Source organism: Chryseobacterium geocarposphaerae (assembly GCF_002797535.1).
Lineage (GTDB): Bacteria > Bacteroidota > Bacteroidia > Flavobacteriales > Weeksellaceae > Chryseobacterium > Chryseobacterium geocarposphaerae.
This window is the reverse complement of record NZ_PGFD01000001.1, coordinates 2,151,434-2,169,009: the sequence shown is the minus strand read 5'-3', so window position 1 is coordinate 2,169,009 and position 17,576 is coordinate 2,151,434. Positions and strand designations below refer to the sequence as shown.

At 35.2% G+C, this 17,576-nt stretch carries 13 protein-coding genes, 1 tRNA gene and 1 pseudogene; 10 read left to right on the top strand and 5 right to left on the bottom strand.

What is annotated here, in order from left to right; genetic code table 11:
* Nucleotides 1-124: 124 nt before the first annotated feature.
* The 6 genes from CLV73_RS09670 to CLV73_RS09645 all read left to right on the top strand — a co-directional run bounded on the left by CLV73_RS09670 (nt 125) and on the right by CLV73_RS09645 (nt 7,172).
* Nucleotides 125-2,926, top strand: a complete 2,802-nt coding sequence (locus tag CLV73_RS09670; protein ID WP_100376621.1) for a fibronectin type III domain-containing protein — start codon at nt 125-127, stop codon at nt 2,924-2,926.
* A 101-nt stretch (nt 2,927-3,027) separates the two neighbouring features.
* Nucleotides 3,028-3,483, top strand: a complete 456-nt coding sequence (locus CLV73_RS09665) for a DUF1801 domain-containing protein (RefSeq protein WP_100376620.1) — start codon at nt 3,028-3,030, stop codon at nt 3,481-3,483.
* Entirely contained in the window at nt 3,461-4,117 is a 657-nt protein-coding gene (locus CLV73_RS09660; protein WP_100376619.1) for a YiiX/YebB-like N1pC/P60 family cysteine hydrolase, read from the top strand. The genes CLV73_RS09665 and CLV73_RS09660 overlap by 23 nt, the downstream gene beginning before the upstream one ends.
* A 165-nt stretch (nt 4,118-4,282) precedes the next feature.
* The gene (locus CLV73_RS09655; protein WP_039368139.1) at nt 4,283-4,585 is read left to right on the top strand and encodes an NIL domain-containing protein; all 303 of its coding nucleotides are present in this window, start codon (nt 4,283-4,285) and stop codon (nt 4,583-4,585) included.
* Nucleotides 4,586-4,689: 104 nt separating this feature from the next.
* Nucleotides 4,690-5,241, top strand: a complete 552-nt coding sequence (locus tag CLV73_RS09650) for a LemA family protein (protein ID WP_100376618.1) — start codon at nt 4,690-4,692, stop codon at nt 5,239-5,241.
* A 2-nt stretch (nt 5,242-5,243) separates the two neighbouring features.
* The gene (locus CLV73_RS09645; RefSeq protein ID WP_100376617.1) at nt 5,244-7,172 is read left to right on the top strand and encodes a DUF2207 domain-containing protein; all 1,929 of its coding nucleotides are present in this window, start codon (nt 5,244-5,246) and stop codon (nt 7,170-7,172) included.
* 76 nt (nt 7,173-7,248) lie between these two features.
* On the opposite strand, the gene murA is transcribed toward CLV73_RS09645, so the two are convergent.
* The 3 genes from murA to CLV73_RS09630 form a co-directional block, all read right to left on the bottom strand.
* Entirely contained in the window at nt 7,249-8,556 is a 1,308-nt protein-coding gene (gene murA / locus CLV73_RS09640) for a UDP-N-acetylglucosamine 1-carboxyvinyltransferase (RefSeq protein ID WP_100376616.1), read from the bottom strand.
* A complete protein-coding gene (locus CLV73_RS09635; protein ID WP_100376615.1) occupies nt 8,556-9,209 on the bottom strand; it encodes a DUF4290 domain-containing protein in 654 nt (217 codons plus the stop codon). Before CLV73_RS09635 ends, murA begins: the two co-directional genes overlap by 1 nt.
* Before the next feature lie 87 nt (nt 9,210-9,296).
* Nucleotides 9,297-9,713, bottom strand: coding sequence for a thiol-disulfide oxidoreductase DCC family protein (locus CLV73_RS09630; protein WP_100376614.1), 417 nt, complete (start codon nt 9,711-9,713; stop codon nt 9,297-9,299).
* A 346-nt stretch (nt 9,714-10,059) separates the two neighbouring features.
* Between CLV73_RS09630 and katG the strand changes: the two genes are divergently transcribed.
* Complete coding sequence (gene katG, locus CLV73_RS09625; RefSeq protein ID WP_100376613.1) at nt 10,060-12,351, top strand: catalase/peroxidase HPI; 2,292 nt, start codon at nt 10,060-10,062, stop codon at nt 12,349-12,351.
* A 76-nt stretch (nt 12,352-12,427) separates the two neighbouring features.
* Here katG and CLV73_RS09620 read toward each other — a convergent pair.
* Nucleotides 12,428-12,652 (bottom strand): annotated as a pseudogene (locus CLV73_RS09620) (type I methionyl aminopeptidase); the annotation flags it as partial.
* A gap of 76 nt (nt 12,653-12,728) precedes the next feature.
* Between CLV73_RS09620 and CLV73_RS09615 the strand changes: the two are divergent.
* Entirely contained in the window at nt 12,729-14,795 is a 2,067-nt protein-coding gene (locus tag CLV73_RS09615; protein ID WP_100376612.1) for a zincin-like metallopeptidase toxin domain-containing protein, read from the top strand.
* Nucleotides 14,796-14,878: 83 nt separating this feature from the next.
* A complete protein-coding gene (locus CLV73_RS09610) occupies nt 14,879-15,226 on the top strand; it encodes a hypothetical protein (RefSeq protein WP_100376611.1) in 348 nt (115 codons plus the stop codon).
* Between the two features lie 609 nt (nt 15,227-15,835).
* Here CLV73_RS09610 and CLV73_RS09605 read toward each other — a convergent pair.
* Nucleotides 15,836-15,906, bottom strand: a tRNA-Gln gene (locus tag CLV73_RS09605).
* A 298-nt stretch (nt 15,907-16,204) separates the two neighbouring features.
* On the opposite strand from CLV73_RS09605, the gene der reads away from it, so the two are divergent.
* On the top strand, nt 16,205-17,515 hold the full coding sequence (der, locus tag CLV73_RS09600) for a ribosome biogenesis GTPase Der (RefSeq protein WP_100376610.1): 1,311 nt from the start codon (nt 16,205-16,207) through the stop codon (nt 17,513-17,515).
* The last annotated feature ends 61 nt before the right edge of the window (nt 17,516-17,576 follow it).

The window sequence follows — 17,576 nt, the reverse complement described above, 5'->3', positions numbered from 1 at the left end:
TAATTAAACGTTTGTTTATTATTTAATTTATTTAGTTTTGATTTAAATGTTGAAAAATAATCAAAATATTCATTGTTGTTTTGGATTAAATTCATAGTTTTACAGCAGACTAATAAAAAATTTTATGAGAAAAAATCAACCAGCTCTTGTGCTTGGTGCATTAGGACTATTTGCCAGTTCTTTTGCCTTAGCACAAAACTATCAGAAAATGCCTGTTCAGTCAGGGTTTAACGAAGATGTTATTGCAAATGGAATAGGTAGTGCATTAAGTTCTACTACAAGTATTCTAGATGGAGATTCTTTTGTTTTTGTAGCTAAAGATTTCCAGGCCACAGCAACGAGTGCACCAATCACTTACGGAGTTCCGGTGGATGGTATTATCAATTCAGTAGTGACTACTACACCGGGATTGAGTTATCAGTTAGGGAATCTTAGTGGACCAAATTCTTTGAGGCTTTCTACTGCTAATCCAACAGGAACAATCACTTTTACAACGCCTAAAGCCGCTTTTACATTGTATATGTTGGCTACGGGAGGAAGCGGGGCTTCAACACAAAACGTAACAGTGAATTTCTCAGACGGAACAAATCAGCAATTTACAGGAATTTCTATTTCTGACTGGTATGATGGAGCCGGATTTGCTGTTCAAGGTTTAGGTAGGATTAACAGAACTAATAATACATTGGAGTCTAGTAGTACCAATCCGAGAATGTACCAACTGGCACTACCGATTAATGCTGCTAACCAGGCTAAACTGATTCAAAGCGTAACTATTACAAAAACATCTACAACAGCAACATTCCCTAATATTTTTGCTTTTTCAGTGGATGAATACTCAACTTGTGTGCCACCTACATTACAGGCAGCCGGGTCAATTACCGCTAATTCAGCTACAATTTCATGGACGGCTCCTACGGGATCAACACCGGCAAGTTATGATATTTACTATAGTACCTCGAATACAATTCCATCCAGTACTGCTACTCCGAATTTTGCGGGAGAAACGGGAACTTCCAAAACTATTCCGAGCTTGAATCCAAATACGGTTTACTATTATTGGGTAAGATCCAACTGCAGTACAGGAACAAGCCAGAGCTCATGGTCTTTTGGCGGTACATTTAAAACAGCTTGTGGTGCCATGACTTCTATGGTTGAAAATTTTGATTCCTATACTACAGGAAATATCGTTCCTGATTGCTGGGTAAGGAATGCAGGTACAGGAAGTATGACAATCTCTTCAACCAGTCCGGCTTCTGGAACTAGAAATATCTATCAAAATGTTTCCTCAACCGGAACTCCAAGTACTGTTGTATTGCCAGAGTTTTCTAATATAAATGCAGGAACAAATTGGTTAAGATTTAAAGCGAAAGTAAGTTCGGCAACCGGAACTTTAAAAGTGGGGTATGTAACTAACCCTACAGATGCTTCTACCTTTGTTTTATTGCAAGCTTTAAGTATAACTAATACTACTTATACCAATTCGGAATATACAGTAATAGTTCCTAATACTGTTCCTGCTAATGCAAGGTTAGCTATTCAGAACACAGCGGATGCTAAATCATATTACTGGGATGATGTTTATTGGGAGCCGTTGCCTTCTTGTTTTGCGCCAACTACAATTACATCATCAAATGTAGCTTCATTCTCAGCTACAATCGGATGGACAGCTCCATCAACAGCACCTGCAAATGGATACGATGTATATTATAGTACGTCGAATGTAGCTCCTACTTCAAGTACAGTTTTAAATTCTACAAATTCTGTACCTGCTACTACGACTTCCGCTCAATTGACAACCTTAGCGTCTAGTACAACTTATTATATTTGGGTGAGATCAAATTGTAGTTCTACAGATAAAAGTACATGGACGGGGCCAATTTCTATTACGACTCCATCATTCTGTCCAACAGTAACAGCGCCTGCAGCTGGGGCAACGGGAGTTTCCGTAACACCATCAATTACTTGGAATGCTGTTACCGGAGCAGCAGGATATAGATTAACGGTAGGTACTACGGCAGGAGGAACAGATGTTTTAAATAACATAGATGTCGGAAATGTCACTACTTATCCGTTTACTATTTCTTTAGCATTTAATACAAAGTATTATTACACTGTTAATGCTTATGCTGGAGGGCAGACTTCATCATCTTGTACAGAAAATAATTTTACTACTGCATGTACAAGTATAGGTACTCCTTATGTTTTAGATTTTGAAAGTGTAACAACACCTGCACTTCCTGGCTGTACGTATAATGTGAATGCAGGAACTGGAAATAACTGGACGACAGCAGATGCTCCTACAGATTGCCCGGGACTTTCAACTAAGGTATTAAGATATGCTTGGAATAGTTCAAACGCTGCAAATACTTGGTTCTTTACTCAAGGATTGAATTTAACGGCTGGAACACAGTACACAATCTCCTATAAATATGGGAATAATTCTACTACATATGTAGAAAAGCTAAAAGTAGCCTTTGGTACTTCGGCAACTGCAGCAGCCATGGTTAATGCTATAGCAGATTATCCGAGTATTAATGACAAAACAGCTCATACAGCGTCTGTTAATTTTACAGTGCCTACAACGGGAATCTATTATTTTGGGTTTAATGCTTATTCAACTGCAAATCAGTATTATTTATATGTTGATGATATTAGCGTTAATAATGCAAATTTGGCAACATCTGAAGTTTCAGCAAATAAGAATACTGTTCAGGCATATCCAAATCCATTCACAGATGTTTTAAATATTTCCGATATCAAAAATGTAAAATCTGTTTCAGTAATGGATATTGCGGGAAGACTTATTAAAAACATTGAAAAACCTTCATCAACTCTTCATCTGGGAGATTTAAAAGAAGGATTGTATTTAGTGGTTCTGAACATGAACGACGGTTCTAAGCAGACCATAAAAGCAATTAAGAAATAGTATCTATTTTTATTAAATATTATTGAGCGGCTTTACTTTTTGTAAAGTCGCTTTTGTTTTATATTAAATTTGCTAATTTTAAGCATTAAATTTATACTAGGATGCAAATTTCTGCAATTTCAATAGATGACTATATCTCAAAAATTCCTGAAGAAAGGCAGGATGCTTTTAAGAAGCTTTTTGATACAGTAAACAATAATTTACCCAAAGGCTTTTCAGAAAATATCAGTTACGGTATGGTGGGTTGGGGAGTTCCGCTTGAAACATATCCTCCGGGATATCACTGTACACCCAATACACCGCTTCCTTTTATAGGATTGGCTTCTCAGAAAAACTTTATTGCATTGTATCATATGGGAATCTATGCAAAGCCTGAATTGTTGAACTGGTTTGTAGAAGAATTTCCAAAATATTCAAAAAGAAAGCTAGATATGGGAAAATCTTGTATCAGGTTTAAAAAAGTTGATGATATTCCTCTTGAGCTTATTGCTGAACTGAGTAAAAAAATGACTGTGGATGAATGGATAGAAACTTATGAAAAGAATTATAAAAAATAAATTTCTTACCACATTTTTATCTCTTTTTATAGTTCTGTTTATTGCTGTTGAATGTGCAGGGGTTAAAAGCTCAGGATTAAAAAACGGGGATTTGCTTTTTATTACGGCTAAAGATTCCGGACTATCCGGAGCAATTAATAATGTGACTCAAAAAGAAAAAAATGCCTCCTTTGATCATATTGGAATGCTGGAAAAAGTTGATGGCCATTATTTTGTACTTCATGCTTCTCCAAAAAGAGGTTCGGAAAAACAGAAACTTAAAGATTTTGTAGAAGATCAGAAGAAAGATGGACAGGATATTTTTGTTTATAGACTGAAACCCGAATACCAAAATGCAATTCCTGATGCTATTGCCAAAGCAAATTCAATGTTGGGAAAACCTTATAATTTTAACTACATCCTGAATGAAGATTCCTATTATTGTTCGGATTTTATTGAAAGGGTTTTTAGAAAAGATCATATCTTCACGTTAGAACCCATGACTTTTATTGATCCGCAGACAGGCAAAACCAATGAATTCTGGCAAAAATTTTATCAGGAGAAAAATCTTAAAGTTCCCGAAGGAGAATTAGGTTGTAACCCGAATGGTTTAGCAGGATCGTCGAAAATAGAAAGAATTCAGCAACTTAAATAATATACTAAAGAAGCGTCATTGCTTCTTTTTTTATTTTAAAATAAATTTAAAAATATTAGTCTATAAATTTGGTAGACTAATATTTTTTTATATTTTTGTCCTGTATTAATAATCAACAACAGTATGTATTTCAGAAAATAACTTTTAATCAAAAACCGAGATGTTATGATAACAAATTTGCAATCACTGCCTAATAACGTAAACCTAATCAAGAAAGAACTGATTTTAGAAATAGAATTGAACGGGAAAATGAAATTTGATCATTTACTCAATATTATCTATCAGCAAATGGGAATGTGTTATAAGCTCTTGAATGCAGATGTGGAATACATCAACGGAAATGATTTCGGATCATTTCAATTATACCTTAATGCCACTTCAGAAGATTTTCAGCAGCTTGAATTTTTTCTGAATAAAAATAAACTTTTGAATACTACTGTAGAATATGTCTGCAGAAAGTATTCCTAGTTGTGTAGATCCATATAGTTTGAGGAGCGTTCATTTATTGAGCGCTTTTTTTATTTATTTTCCGTTAAAAAGACTATTTTTATCCTAATAAATACATCACAATTATGGTTGCACTTATTATTATCGGTATCATAGCAATTTTCCTTCTGTATGCGGTTTCTATTTATAATCGCCTGGTAAAGCTTAAAAATTTGGTTCAGGAAGCCTGGAGCAGCATTGATGTGATGCTGAAAAAACGTCATGACCTTATTCCTAACCTTGTAGAGACGGTGAAAGGATATGCCACTCACGAAAGAGAAACACTTGAGAGTGTGACTAGAGCAAGAAATCAGGCAGTAGGAGCTAATTCTCTAGAAGCTAAAGAAGCTGCCGAGAAAAATCTTAACCAGGCAATGATGAATCTTTTTGCTGTTGCAGAACAGTATCCTGACCTGAAAGCCAATGCTAATTTTCAGCAATTACAGGGAGAACTTACCTCTATTGAAAATGATATTGAAAAATCCAGAAGATATTATAACGGAACTGCCCGTGAAAACAATACATTGATAGAATCGTTCCCTAGTAACATAGTTGCTAATATGTTCAAGTTTGAAAAGGTTTCTTATTTCGAGCTGGACAATATTGCAGAACGGGAAGTTCCAACAGTAAAGTTCTAACGATGAAGAAATTTCTAAAGTTTCTCTTTCTGCTGTGTTTTACTTTAGGCTTTGCTCAGGAAGACAGTCTATTAAACGAAAATTTATCTGGAACCGAAAGAATTCTTTCTTTTCATTCGGATATTAATGTAGATACCCATTCAACCTTGAATGTTACAGAGAATATCAAGGTTCATAGTCTTGGGGACAGAATTCAAAGAGGAATATTCCGTACTTTACCGCTGTCAAGAAATCTGAATAACAGAACTCAGAAAGTAAAATATGATATCATTTCAATAAAGAAAAATGGAGTAGAGGAAAATTACCATGAAGAAATAGAGGATGGATTTCTTAAGATCTATATCGGAAACAAGGATATTATTCTTGAACCTGGAAATTATGAATATGAAATTCAGTACAAAACAGAAAATCAAATCGGCTTTTTTGACAGATATGATGAACTGTACTGGAATGTAAATGGAAATTATTGGGATTTTCCTATCGATACCATTTCTGCAATAGTACATCTTCCGATGGGAGCAAATATTTTACAAAATTCCTGCTATACTGGTTTTGCTGGGAGCAGAGATCAAAATTGCAGTTCAAAGCTTCTTTCAAATTATTCCATAGAATGGAGTGCTTCCGGTTTTCAGGCTAATGATGGACTTACTGTTGCTGTAGGCTTTCAAAAAGGAATCATGATTCCGCCACCACCACCAAGTTTCCTGGAAAAATTCGGAATATTGATCGGCGGTTTTCTTGTGTTTTTAGGACTTTTATATTACTACTATTCAACCTGGAGGAAGTATGGGGTTGATCCTGAAAAACCTATTGTGTATCCTCAATTTAACGTCCCTAATGATTTTTCACCGGCATCTTTAGGGTATTTGAAAACAGAAAACTTCAAAAATAAATATGTAACCGCGGCGTTGGTCAACCTTGCTATTAAAGGCTATATTCAGATTATTGAAAAAGATGATTCTGGTCTTTTGGGGCTTTTTAAATCAAAATATTATACTGTTAAAAAATTGAAGCCGGCTGATGAAGATCTTCCCAAAGAAGAAAAAAAACTGATGGACTATCTTTTTTCAAGCTATCGCGATACAATTGATTTTGATGGAAAATATGATTCTAAAATCGAACAGGCTGTCTTAAATTGTAAAGAAGCATTGAAGTTTCAGCATGATGCTTTTTTAAATGAGGGAAATAATACCAAAAAACTGATTCTGCCTTTTTTGCTGATTAGTTTTGTGTATTTTACAGGCTTATTTTTAAGCTTCAGAATGTTCCCTGAATTTGAAAAAATTGTCATCGGAATGTTTTTGTATGGAGGGCTGTTTATTGCTTTCTTTATTGCGGGATTATTATTCAAATACTTTCCGGCTCTCTTTAAGCTCTTTTTGGGGTTTCCGGTTCTTGTTTTTATTCTTATCGGAGTATTTATTCATAAAAGCAGTGATTTTACCATTGATAATAATTTTAATATCTGTTATATTTTTATTGTATTAGGGTTTACCTCACTTATCATCTATGCATTTTTGATCAAAAGACCTTCCGAGGAAAAATTAAAAATAAAATCTCTTATTGAAGGTTTCCAGATGTATATGGGAGCAGCGGAGAACGAACAGCTTAAATTTCATAATCCTCCTGAAATGACTCCCGAGGTTTTTGAAAAATACCTTCCTTTTGCAATGGTATTAGGAGTGGATGAGATTTGGGGACAAAAATTTAATGCCATGCTTTCAAGAATGTCGACCGAATATCAACATAACTGGTATGTTGGTTCTACGTTAAACCGTTATGCTTTTGCAAGTTCGCTTAATTCAAGTCTTACAAGCTCAATACAGTCTTCATCAACACAGCCTTCCAACAATTCCAGCAGTGGTTCTGGTTCAGGAGGTGGCGGTTTCTCCGGAGGCGGCGGCGGTGGTGGCGGCGGCGGTGGTTGGTAAACCGTTTCCAAGTCTTAATAAATAAAAGCGCTCAGAAATCCTGAACGCTTTTTTTATATGATTAATGAAAAATCAATTAAATTCTTTCAATATCAGCACCAATAGCTTTTAGTCTGCCGTCAATGTTTTCATATCCTCTGTCGATCTGCTCAATATTATGAATAATTGATTTCCCTTCAGCAGAAAGCGCGGCAATAAGAAGCGCGTTTCCGGCTCTGATGTCCGGAGAAACCATTGTTGTTCCTCTTAACGGGGCTTCCTGATTTAAACCGATTACGGTTGCTCTGTGCGGATCACACAAGATGATCTGTGCTCCCATATCGATCAATTTATCAACGAAGAATAATCTGGATTCAAACATTTTCTGATGTACTAAAATACTTCCTTTAGCCTGGGTGGCAACCACTAAAATAATAGAAAGCAAATCCGGAGTAAATCCTGGCCATGGAGCATCTGAAATGGTAAGAATAGAACCGTCTATAAATTTCTGGATTTTATAATTTTCCTGCGAAGGAATATAAATGTCATCGCCACTCTGTTCCAATTGGATTCCCAGTTTTCTGAAAGTATTAGGAATTACGCCAAGCTGATTCCAGTTTACATTTTTAATTGTGATTTCAGATTTTGTCATGGCAGCAAGGCCAATCCAGGATCCGATTTCCACCATATCAGGAAGCATGGTGTGTTCAGTTCCTTTGAGGTGGGTTACCCCTTCAATCGTTAAAAGGTTGGAACCAATTCCTGAGATGTTTGCCCCCATTCTGTTTAGCATTTTACAAAGCTGTTGCAGATAAGGTTCACATGCCGCGTTATAAATTCTTGTTTTCCCTTTAGCTAAAACGGCTGCCATTACAATATTAGCGGTTCCTGTTACAGAAGCTTCTTCCAGCAGAATAAATTTTCCGTTAAGCTCTTTAGCTTTTAAAGAATAGAAATATTGCTCTTCATCATAATTGAATTCAGCACCCAGTTCTACCAATCCCTGAAAATGGGTGTCAAGCCTTCTTCTTCCGATTTTGTCTCCACCTGGAGTTGGCATATAAGCTTCTCCATATCGGGCAAGCATCGGTCCCATCAGCATGATAGAACCTCTTAGTTTAGCTCCGTCTTTCTTAAATTCTTCAGATTTTACATAATCAAAATTCACAGAATCAGCCTTAAACGTGTAATCACCGTGTCCGTTTTTGGTCACTTTTACACCAAAGTCAGCTAAAATTTCGATCAGTCTGTTGACATCATGAATATCCGGAATATTTTTTATTCTTACTTCTTCATCCGTTAACAGAACAGCACATAAAATTTGTAAAGCTTCGTTTTTGGCTCCTTGTGGGGTAATTTCACCCTGTAATCTTTTCCCTCCTCTTATTTGAAATGTTCCACTCATTATTTTCTGTTCTTGTGATTATTGTTATGTCTTCTCTTGTTGGGTTGGTTTTTATTATTGTTGTTGTTGTTATTGCCGCCTTTATTATTACGGTTGTTTCCGGTATAATAAATCTTACTTTTCTCCAACGTTTCTATTCCCGTAAGATCAAGTCTGTTTTCGGAAAGTTCTTTTAAATGGCGGAAAATAACATCATCTGTTACATGTTCCTTATTATAAACGTTGTAAGACTTCTTCATATTATTGGCAATTACTTCTATAAGAGCCTCTTTTTCGTCTCCGGTCTCCAGTTCAATTGCTTTTTCTATAAGTTGAAGAATACTTTTTCCGTAAAATTTAAAGTCCCCCTGTAGTTTAGGGTATTCCATCTTTTTAGGTTTTTCGGCAAGTTGTTCTCTTGTCGGGAAGGGATAAGGAGAATCAACATCCAAATCATAATTCGCCAAAATAAAAAGATGATCCCAAAGTTTATGCTTGTAATTTTCTTCGTCGCGAAGCTGCGGGTTTCTCTGACCCATAAAATCGATGATCGCCATTGCCATTTCGTTTCTTTCTTCCTTTGTAGAAAGCTCTTTGCAACGCTCAACCAACTGTTGTATGATTCTACCGTATTCCGGTAAATGAAGCTGTGTTTTTTGGGTGTTATATTCCATAGTTTGCAAATATATGGATTAAAAGAAAAATGGTTTCGAAAAACTTAATTCTTTATGATTATTTAATAAAAAAATGTGAAACTATTTTTATACTTCTATGAATTTCTTTTTCTGATGGGCGTCGGGCAAGAAACACTTCTGGGAAGAAAGTTTCATTCTGTTTTTAGAAACCATATCGTAAATGGCATTACTGAAAAACGTAGGAAATATTTTCCCAAGTACACTTACTATTTTATAAAACCCGCCCAAAATGTCAGAAATCTTCAATACGGCTTTAGATTTTATAAGATAATACTGTTGAGGTTTCCAGAGATAAAGAGTGTTGAATTGCTTAGTCTCGAGGCCGCGTTCTGTAAGAAATTTCTGTCCAAAATCCGATTGAAGGGAAGCGAACAGAAATTCATCGTTTTTATCCTTTTCCAAAATCCACTGAACCCAAAAATTACAGACTCCACACTCTCCGTCAAAAAAAACAATGTGTTTATGTTGTATGTCCTCTTGCATAATTCGTCTTTTTAATATCAGAAATTCTCCAACGAATAAAGGTAGTGAATTTTAAATTAATAATAATGGGTCGGCTAAGAGTTTCATTTTTAATAATTTGAATGATTCTAAATAGATTTTCTGAAGTTTATTTTTTAATAAAATAAGACGGAAATTTTCTAACTTAATTGCAGGTTAATATGGTTTGCGTATATCCTATTTTCTGGAATGTAATTCAAGACAAATAATAGTTTTTAGCTATTGTAAAAATAATTTCAATAGATTGTATTTATTTTAAAAGAATTGTAAGTTTGCTCTGTTCATAAAGAAAAAATTAGAGGTAATCAACATAAAAAATTAAACGATAATGGAAAACGATTTGAATGACATCAGTAAATGTCCGTTCCATAACGGGACAATGAAAAAACAAAGTGTAGCAGGTGGAGGTACCAAAAATCTGGATTGGTGGCCGGATCAGTTGAGGGTAGATATTCTTCGTCAGCACTCTTCTTTATCAAACCCGATGGATAAAGATTTTGATTACGCCGAAGCATTTAAAAGTCTCGATCTGGATGCAGTAAAAAAAGATCTTCATGCTTTGATGACTGATTCGCAAGATTGGTGGCCGGCAGATTTTGGACATTATGGTCCTTTATTTATCCGTATGGCTTGGCATAGTGCAGGAACTTACCGTGTAGGTGATGGTAGAGGGGGAGCCGGAGCCGGGCAACAACGTTTTGCTCCTCTGAACAGCTGGCCGGATAATGTAAGCCTGGATAAAGCGCGAAGATTGTTGTGGCCGATCAAACAAAAATATGGAAAGAAAATTTCCTGGGCAGATTTGATGATTCTTACGGGAAATGTGGCGTTAGAATCGATGGGCTTCAAAACATTTGGTTTTGCAGGAGGTCGTGAAGATGTTTGGGAACCGGATATGGATGTATATTGGGGATCAGAAAAAACTTGGTTAGGAGGAGATTTACGTTATGCTCATGGTTCAGAAGGAGTTGATGAAAACAGGGGAGTTCTCCCTACAGATGATGACGCTGACGGAGATATTCATTCAAGAAATTTAGAAAAACCTTTGGCTGCGGTACAAATGGGATTAATTTATGTAAACCCTGAAGGTCCTGATGGAAATCCGGATCCTATTGCGGCTGCAAAAGATATTAGAGATACTTTCGGAAGAATGGCGATGAATGATGAGGAAACGGTGGCCTTAATTGCAGGAGGGCATACTTTTGGGAAAACCCACGGAGCCGGACCAGCAGATCATGTAGGAAAAGAGCCTGAAGCAGCGGGAATTGAGCTTCAGGGGTTAGGATGGAGCAGCTCTTATAAATCAGGAAAAGGAACGGATGCAATTTCAAGTGGATTGGAAGTTACCTGGACGGAAACTCCGACACAATGGAGTAATTATTTCTTCAAAAACCTTTTTGAAAACGAATGGGAATTAACTAAAAGTCCTGCAGGTGCTCATCAATGGGTAGCGAAAAACGGAGAAGAAATTATTCCGGATGCATTCGATTCTTCTAAAAAGCACAGACCAACAATGCTTACGACAGATTTATCATTGAGGTTTGATCCGGTCTATGAAAAGATTTCAAGAAAATTTTATGAAAACCCGGATGCTTTTGCAGATGCATTTGCCAGAGCCTGGTTTAAATTAACCCACAGAGATATGGGGCCAAAAGCTCGTTATTTAGGTCCGGAAGTGCCAGCAGAGGAATTAATCTGGCAGGATCCTATTCCGGAAGTAGATCATGTTCTGATTAATAATTCAGATATTGAAGCATTAAAATCAAAGATTTTAGATTCAGGACTAAGCATTTCTGAATTGGTTTCTACAGCTTGGGCTTCAGCTTCAACTTTTAGAGGAAGTGATAAAAGAGGAGGGGCAAATGGAGCGAGAATCCGTTTGGCTCCCCAAAGATATTGGGCGGTGAATAATCCAACCCAGCTTCAAAAAGTTTTGTCTGTTCTGGAAAATATTCAGAAGGAATTTAATGAAAATCAGACAGGAGGTAAAAAAGTTTCCCTGGCAGATATGATCGTTCTTGCAGGAAGTGCCGGAATTGAAAAAGCGGCTAAAAATGCTGGGTATAACCTGATTGTTCCTTTTGCGCCGGGAAGAATGGATGCCTCTCAGGAGCAGACTGACGTAGAATCTATGGGGTATCTTGAACCTGCAGCAGATGGTTTCAGAAATTATTTAAAGAAAAAGTTCTCCGTTTCTACAGAATCTTTATTGATTGATAAAGCGCAGTTATTAAATCTTACGGCTCCGGAATTAACTGTATTGGTGGGAGGAATGAGAGCTTTAAATACGAACTTTGATGGTTCTTCTCATGGGATTTTCACTAAAAATACAGAAGTTCTTTCAAACGATTTCTTTATCAATCTTTTGGATATGAATACACAATGGAAGGCAGTTTCTAATGATAATGAGCTGTATGAAGGTGTAGACCGTAAAACAGGGGAGAAGAGATGGACGGCTACCCGTGCAGACCTTGTTTTCGGCTCAAATTCTGAATTAAGAGCTATTGCGGAAGTCTATGCAAGCTCGGATGCGAAAGAGAAATTTGTGAATGATTTCGTTTCTGCCTGGGTGAAGGTAATGAATGCGGACAGATTTGATTTAATTTTGCAATCAAATTAATAAAGGTCTCTTTAATAAGGAAGAGAGCTTAGAATATATAAAAAAAGACCTTTCTAATATGGAGAGGTCTTTTATTTTAATTTAGAATCCCATTCATTTGCGTGAGAATGATTGGTTTTCCGTCGGTTACAATAATCGTGTGTTCGTGTTGAGCCATGTAACCGCCTTTGTTTCCCACCATTGTCCAGCCGTCATTTAATTCCACCGCAACATTTGAATCTGTTGAAATAAATGCTTCAACAGCAACTACAGAATTTTTTCTGAATCTTCTTTGGTCGAAACGGTTCCTGTAATTCATCAGGCTACTCCTACAATAAAACACGTCAAGTTCTGTCGCTACCCGTATCTACATTTGGCTTATAATAAATTCAAATGATATGATACAAAGATTAGATTGTATTTTGAGCAGAGGCATTGACAGTCCTTTAGGAGAAAACAGTGTATTTTATGAAACATTTGTTGTTCCTCCTGATTTAAAAGACAGCTATCCTAAATCAGAAAAATACAGTGTGGTTTATCATCAGGCTGTTTTTTGTGAAAGTGGAACAGAGGTTTTTGATAAGTATGAAAAAGATACTATTGAACCCAATTACTTTACAATTTATTACGAAATGACGTCCAAAGATGCCAGTAACTTTTTTGGTACAGCTTGTCGGGTAAAAATGGGCGATTATGCAAGAAAACAATTGGTAAAACACTATTACAGTAAAGGAAAAACAATCAATTATGATGGAAATACTTTAGATAGAAGTGTATCGGACTTTAACACCCTTATAAAAGTGATTGCAGAAGATTATGGGATTAATGCCACTCTTTTGAAAGGTGCTATTTATTTGGAAATTTTAGACAAAAGTAAGATAAATGATATCTTCAAAAAAGTCTCTTCATTGAATAGTCAGTTAGCAGATTGGTTAAAGGGAGGTATAGAAGCTACTGAGAAATGGAAGTTCACAGAGGAAAACTATGATTACATAAAATATTATGTATTACCTATGTATAGCAAGTACCAAAACAAAATGGGAACAAATGGTTTCCCTCAACAAGAAGTAGGATACAAACCCATAATTCCTGTTCCTTTTCCAAATGATCAGTATAACAGTATGTCTGAATCTCCACATATAGTAGCAGACGGTTTGAAAAATCTTAAAGATTTCATTAGCTCATTTGATGAAATTTCTACTGCTGCTGTTTTCAATATTGTAATGGCTACACCTACTATTGCGGATGATATTCTTTTTGCTGTTACTTATTTGGTGAAAAATACAATAGAGGATAATATGCCTGATAGTATCAAAATTGTATATAATAAGCTAAAAACTGTTTTTAATGATTTGTTGAATGTAGTTTCAGGAATTGAAAGTTTTATAACAGTGGAACTTAATAGTGAGGTTGCAAAAATCAATGCCTTCTTATGTGGTTTGTTGAATGGTTTAATCTCATTGGTGCAAACCATTATTATGCTTTTGGCTATGATAGTTGAAAAATTTCCACTTTTTGAAATAGAAAAAAATAGTCCTTTGGAATTGGCAAAGCATCAGGAAAAATTGGAATTTATAGAAGATTTTGTAGATTTATTTGCCAAAAACTCTAAAGAATTTTTTGAAGGTATTAAAAATCTCTTTAGCGATGGTAAGATATGGAAAGAAATTTCTGAATTTTTTGATATGCTGAAAAAGAAATTTATTCAAATAAAAGACTTGAATGAGTATTTTTGGGCATACTTCATTGGTGGTGTTGCTTTTGAGCTTATTTTAGATGCTATTATTGCTTATTTTACAGGAGGTAGTTCTTTAGTAGCACAAGCTTCTGCGAAAATCAGCAGAATAACAACTAAAGCAGAGCAGGCAGGAGCAAAGGTTCTTAATTTTGGAAAAGGTTTAGGACAGAAAGTTGCTAATTCCGCAAAAGATCTTTATAAATGGCTGGAAAAGGAATTTTTGGAATTGGTAGAAGCGATAAAGAATGGAAGATTAGCAAATTACTTAAAGACCAAATTTAATCAATTATTAGGCAGAGAAGAAGAGGTTTTTGATGAATTGTTGGATGAGTTAGGATGGGAAGGAAAAGAAGCAAGTAAACGTGGGAAATTCTTGGGCAGAGAATATATGAATAACAGGCAAATGAAGGCTCTCGAAAAATACATTGCGGAAGTTTTAGGAGATGTGGGAGTAGTTATGCGAAAGGGAGAAGATAAGTTTTTAGATGCTAGTGGAGCCCAGGCAGGTTTTTCTCCAAATAGCAGAGAATTATTCTTTAGAAAAAAGTTTACTTTTTATGAAGCTTTTCATGAAATACAACACGCATTAGAATTTAAACTTTTAGGGAAAGAAGCTTATTTAGCTGGAGCTTCGGGAACATTAACAGAAAAACCATTAGGACTTACAAACGAGAAAAATGGGTTTATGATAAAGTTATGGAAAAGAAACATTTGTTTAATGAGTTAGAATTAGAAAATGCTGAATGGGTTTTAGGGCAAGCAATCAAGAAATTAGAAAAAGTAGGTATCGATTATAAAAAATTATAAAAAATGGAAAAGACAGAAAAAGAAAAAGAAGTAATAAAAACAGCACTAAAAGTGTTAGACCAATTGAAGTTCCAATATGGAAATTCAGAAGAAGAATTAGAGTTTATGGATGCTATGTATCATGATAAAGAAAAAATGTATGATGGCAAAGAATGGAGCTATTACACAGTTGATTTTTTTCATAATGTATTTGATATTCCAAAAATGTATTATTGTATTGTAGACGCAGAAACAATGATAATGAAGGGTATTGGAGAAGACCTTGGGGTACAAGAGGTCATCTACAATAAAGATGGTAAAGCAACAGGCACAAAATTCATAAGTCCATCATTTCCTTATGATAAACAGTAGAATTAATATTTGTTGAATTAGTTAGATTAATATCTAACTATTTACCGTACCGTAACAGAAGAAATGTATTTAGGGTTAGTTTGTGTCTTTGAAAACTGAATGTCAAATATGAAGATATAAGATTTCAGAAATAACTTTTATAAATTATTTAAATAAACTAATATGAACGATGAAAAAATTATCCGCCAAGAAGCTCAGGAGTTTTTAGAAAACAGTAATCTGTTAAATCCCTACACGGATACCAGTAAAATTATTTTGAGTATATGGACTCAACCCACTTTCTCCTTACCCATATCGTCAAGTTAAAGAACCCCTTCCAAATCGTCAACCTTTTTTCAAAAGTAGGTACTGTTTTATTTGGTTTTTGTGGATCTGTTTTCATTTTCCACCTGTACTTTTCTATAGTTATCTTCTTAATCTATGAGGTTTAATAGCTGGGGCTTGGCAGTTATTTTGTTTTTGTGGTTTCAACTTAAAATATTTTAAACCTTAATTTTATAATTATGGATAGAAATCAATATTTAGAATTAACCTTAACCTTGACTAAATATAAAAATCAAAATAAAAAAGCAATCAACTGGTATTCAGAAGATTGCTTAAATTCGAATGTAGACCCACAGGGATTCGAACCCCAGATGACTGAACCAAAATCAGTAGTGTTACCGCTACACCATGGGTCTGTATTTCTATGTCGCGAAATTATAGAAATTATTTCAAAAATAAAAATGATATCGAAAGATAAATGCATGTAAAATGTTCGCAAATGTTTTATTTATTGATATTCAAAGAATTATTTTCATGAAAATTTTTTAAAATTAAAAACAAAAATTAGAGGTTGAAGCATTGGTAGATTAGCTTATTTACCATTTCAGCTTTCTTGGCCCAATCAACCGAGTAAAATAAAAACCTTATCTTTGCAAAAAATTGGGCTCCAAATGTTGGAGAAACCCATTAATAATTAAATTATTAAACATTTTTATGTCGAATATTGTCGCAATCGTTGGGCGTCCCAACGTAGGAAAATCCACGTTATTTAATCGTTTATTAGAAAGAAGAGAAGCTATTGTAGACTCTACTGCAGGGGTTACCAGAGACCGTCACTACGGAAAATCTGACTGGAATGGCGTAGACTTTACAGTAATTGATACCGGAGGTTATGATGTAGGAACGGATGATATCTTTGAAGAAGAAATCCGTAAGCAGGTGCAGTTAGCAGTAGATGAAGCTACTTCTATTATTTTTATGATGAATGTGGAAGAAGGTCTTACCGATACGGATCATGAAATTTACAGATTGTTAAGAAGATCAAACAAACCTATTTATATTGTGATCAATAAAGTAGATTCTGCAAAAGAAGAACTTCCGGCTACTGAATTCTATCAATTGGGGATCGATAGATATTATACTTTATCTTCTGCAACAGGTTCAGGGACAGGAGACTTATTGGATGATATCGTAAGAGATTTCCCAACAACAGAATATAAAGATCCGTTTGAAGGATTGCCAAAAATTACGATTGCAGGTCGTCCGAACGTAGGAAAATCTACCATGACGAATGCTTTGCTTGATGTGGAAAGAAATATTGTAACCGATATTGCAGGAACAACAAGAGACAGTATTCAGACACTTTACAATAAATTCGGTCATGAGTTTGTGTTGGTAGATACTGCCGGAATGAGGAGAAAATCTAAGGTTAACGAAGATTTGGAATTCTACTCTGTAATGCGTTCGATCCGTTCTATTGAATATTCAGATGTTGTGATCATCATGGTGGATGCTACACAAGGGTGGGAATCTCAGGATATGAACATTTTCGGATTGGCTCAGAAAAACAGAAAAGGAATCGTAATCTTGGTCAATAAATGGGATTTGATCGAAGATAAGCAGACCAATACAATGCGTGATTTCGAAAAATTAATCAAGGATAAAATCGGGCAGTTTCAGGATGTTCCCATTTTATTTGTTTCAGCATTGACAAAACAGAGAATTCTGAAGGCTGTTGATATGGCAATGCAGGTTTACGAAGACCGTAAAAAGAAGATTAAAACTTCAAAATTAAACGAAGTAATGCTTCCTATTTTCGAAGGAACACCGCCGCCGGCAAATAAAGGGAAATACATTAAAATCAAGTACTGTGTACAGCTTCCAACGCCGTCACCACAGTTTGTATTCTTCTGTAATTTACCACAATACGTAAAAGAACCATACAAAAGATTTACTGAAAACCAATTGAGAAAAGAATTCGGATTTACCGGAGTTCCTATTGAAGTATATTTCAGACAGAAATAAATAATAAACCCTTTTAGATTTTCTAAGAGGGTTTTTATTCTTAATTAAATTTTATAATTTT

Coding starts and splice junctions, on each gene's coding strand:
- CLV73_RS09670 (WP_100376621.1), top strand. CDS start 125: ATGAGAAAAAATCAACCAGCTCTTGTGCTTGGTGCATTAGGACTATTT.
- CLV73_RS09665 (WP_100376620.1), top strand. CDS start 3,028: ATGCAAATTTCTGCAATTTCAATAGATGACTATATCTCAAAAATTCCT.
- CLV73_RS09660 (WP_100376619.1), top strand. CDS start 3,461: ATGAAAAGAATTATAAAAAATAAATTTCTTACCACATTTTTATCTCTT.
- CLV73_RS09655 (WP_039368139.1), top strand. CDS start 4,283: ATGATAACAAATTTGCAATCACTGCCTAATAACGTAAACCTAATCAAG.
- CLV73_RS09650 (WP_100376618.1), top strand. CDS start 4,690: ATGGTTGCACTTATTATTATCGGTATCATAGCAATTTTCCTTCTGTAT.
- CLV73_RS09645 (WP_100376617.1), top strand. CDS start 5,244: ATGAAGAAATTTCTAAAGTTTCTCTTTCTGCTGTGTTTTACTTTAGGC.
- murA (WP_100376616.1), bottom strand. CDS start 8,556: ATGAGTGGAACATTTCAAATAAGAGGAGGGAAAAGATTACAGGGTGAA.
- CLV73_RS09635 (WP_100376615.1), bottom strand. CDS start 9,209: ATGGAATATAACACCCAAAAAACACAGCTTCATTTACCGGAATACGGT.
- CLV73_RS09630 (WP_100376614.1), bottom strand. CDS start 9,713: ATGCAAGAGGACATACAACATAAACACATTGTTTTTTTTGACGGAGAG.
- katG (WP_100376613.1), top strand. CDS start 10,060: ATGGAAAACGATTTGAATGACATCAGTAAATGTCCGTTCCATAACGGG.
- CLV73_RS09615 (WP_100376612.1), top strand. CDS start 12,729: ATGATACAAAGATTAGATTGTATTTTGAGCAGAGGCATTGACAGTCCT.
- CLV73_RS09610 (WP_100376611.1), top strand. CDS start 14,879: ATGGAAAAGACAGAAAAAGAAAAAGAAGTAATAAAAACAGCACTAAAA.
- der (WP_100376610.1), top strand. CDS start 16,205: ATGTCGAATATTGTCGCAATCGTTGGGCGTCCCAACGTAGGAAAATCC.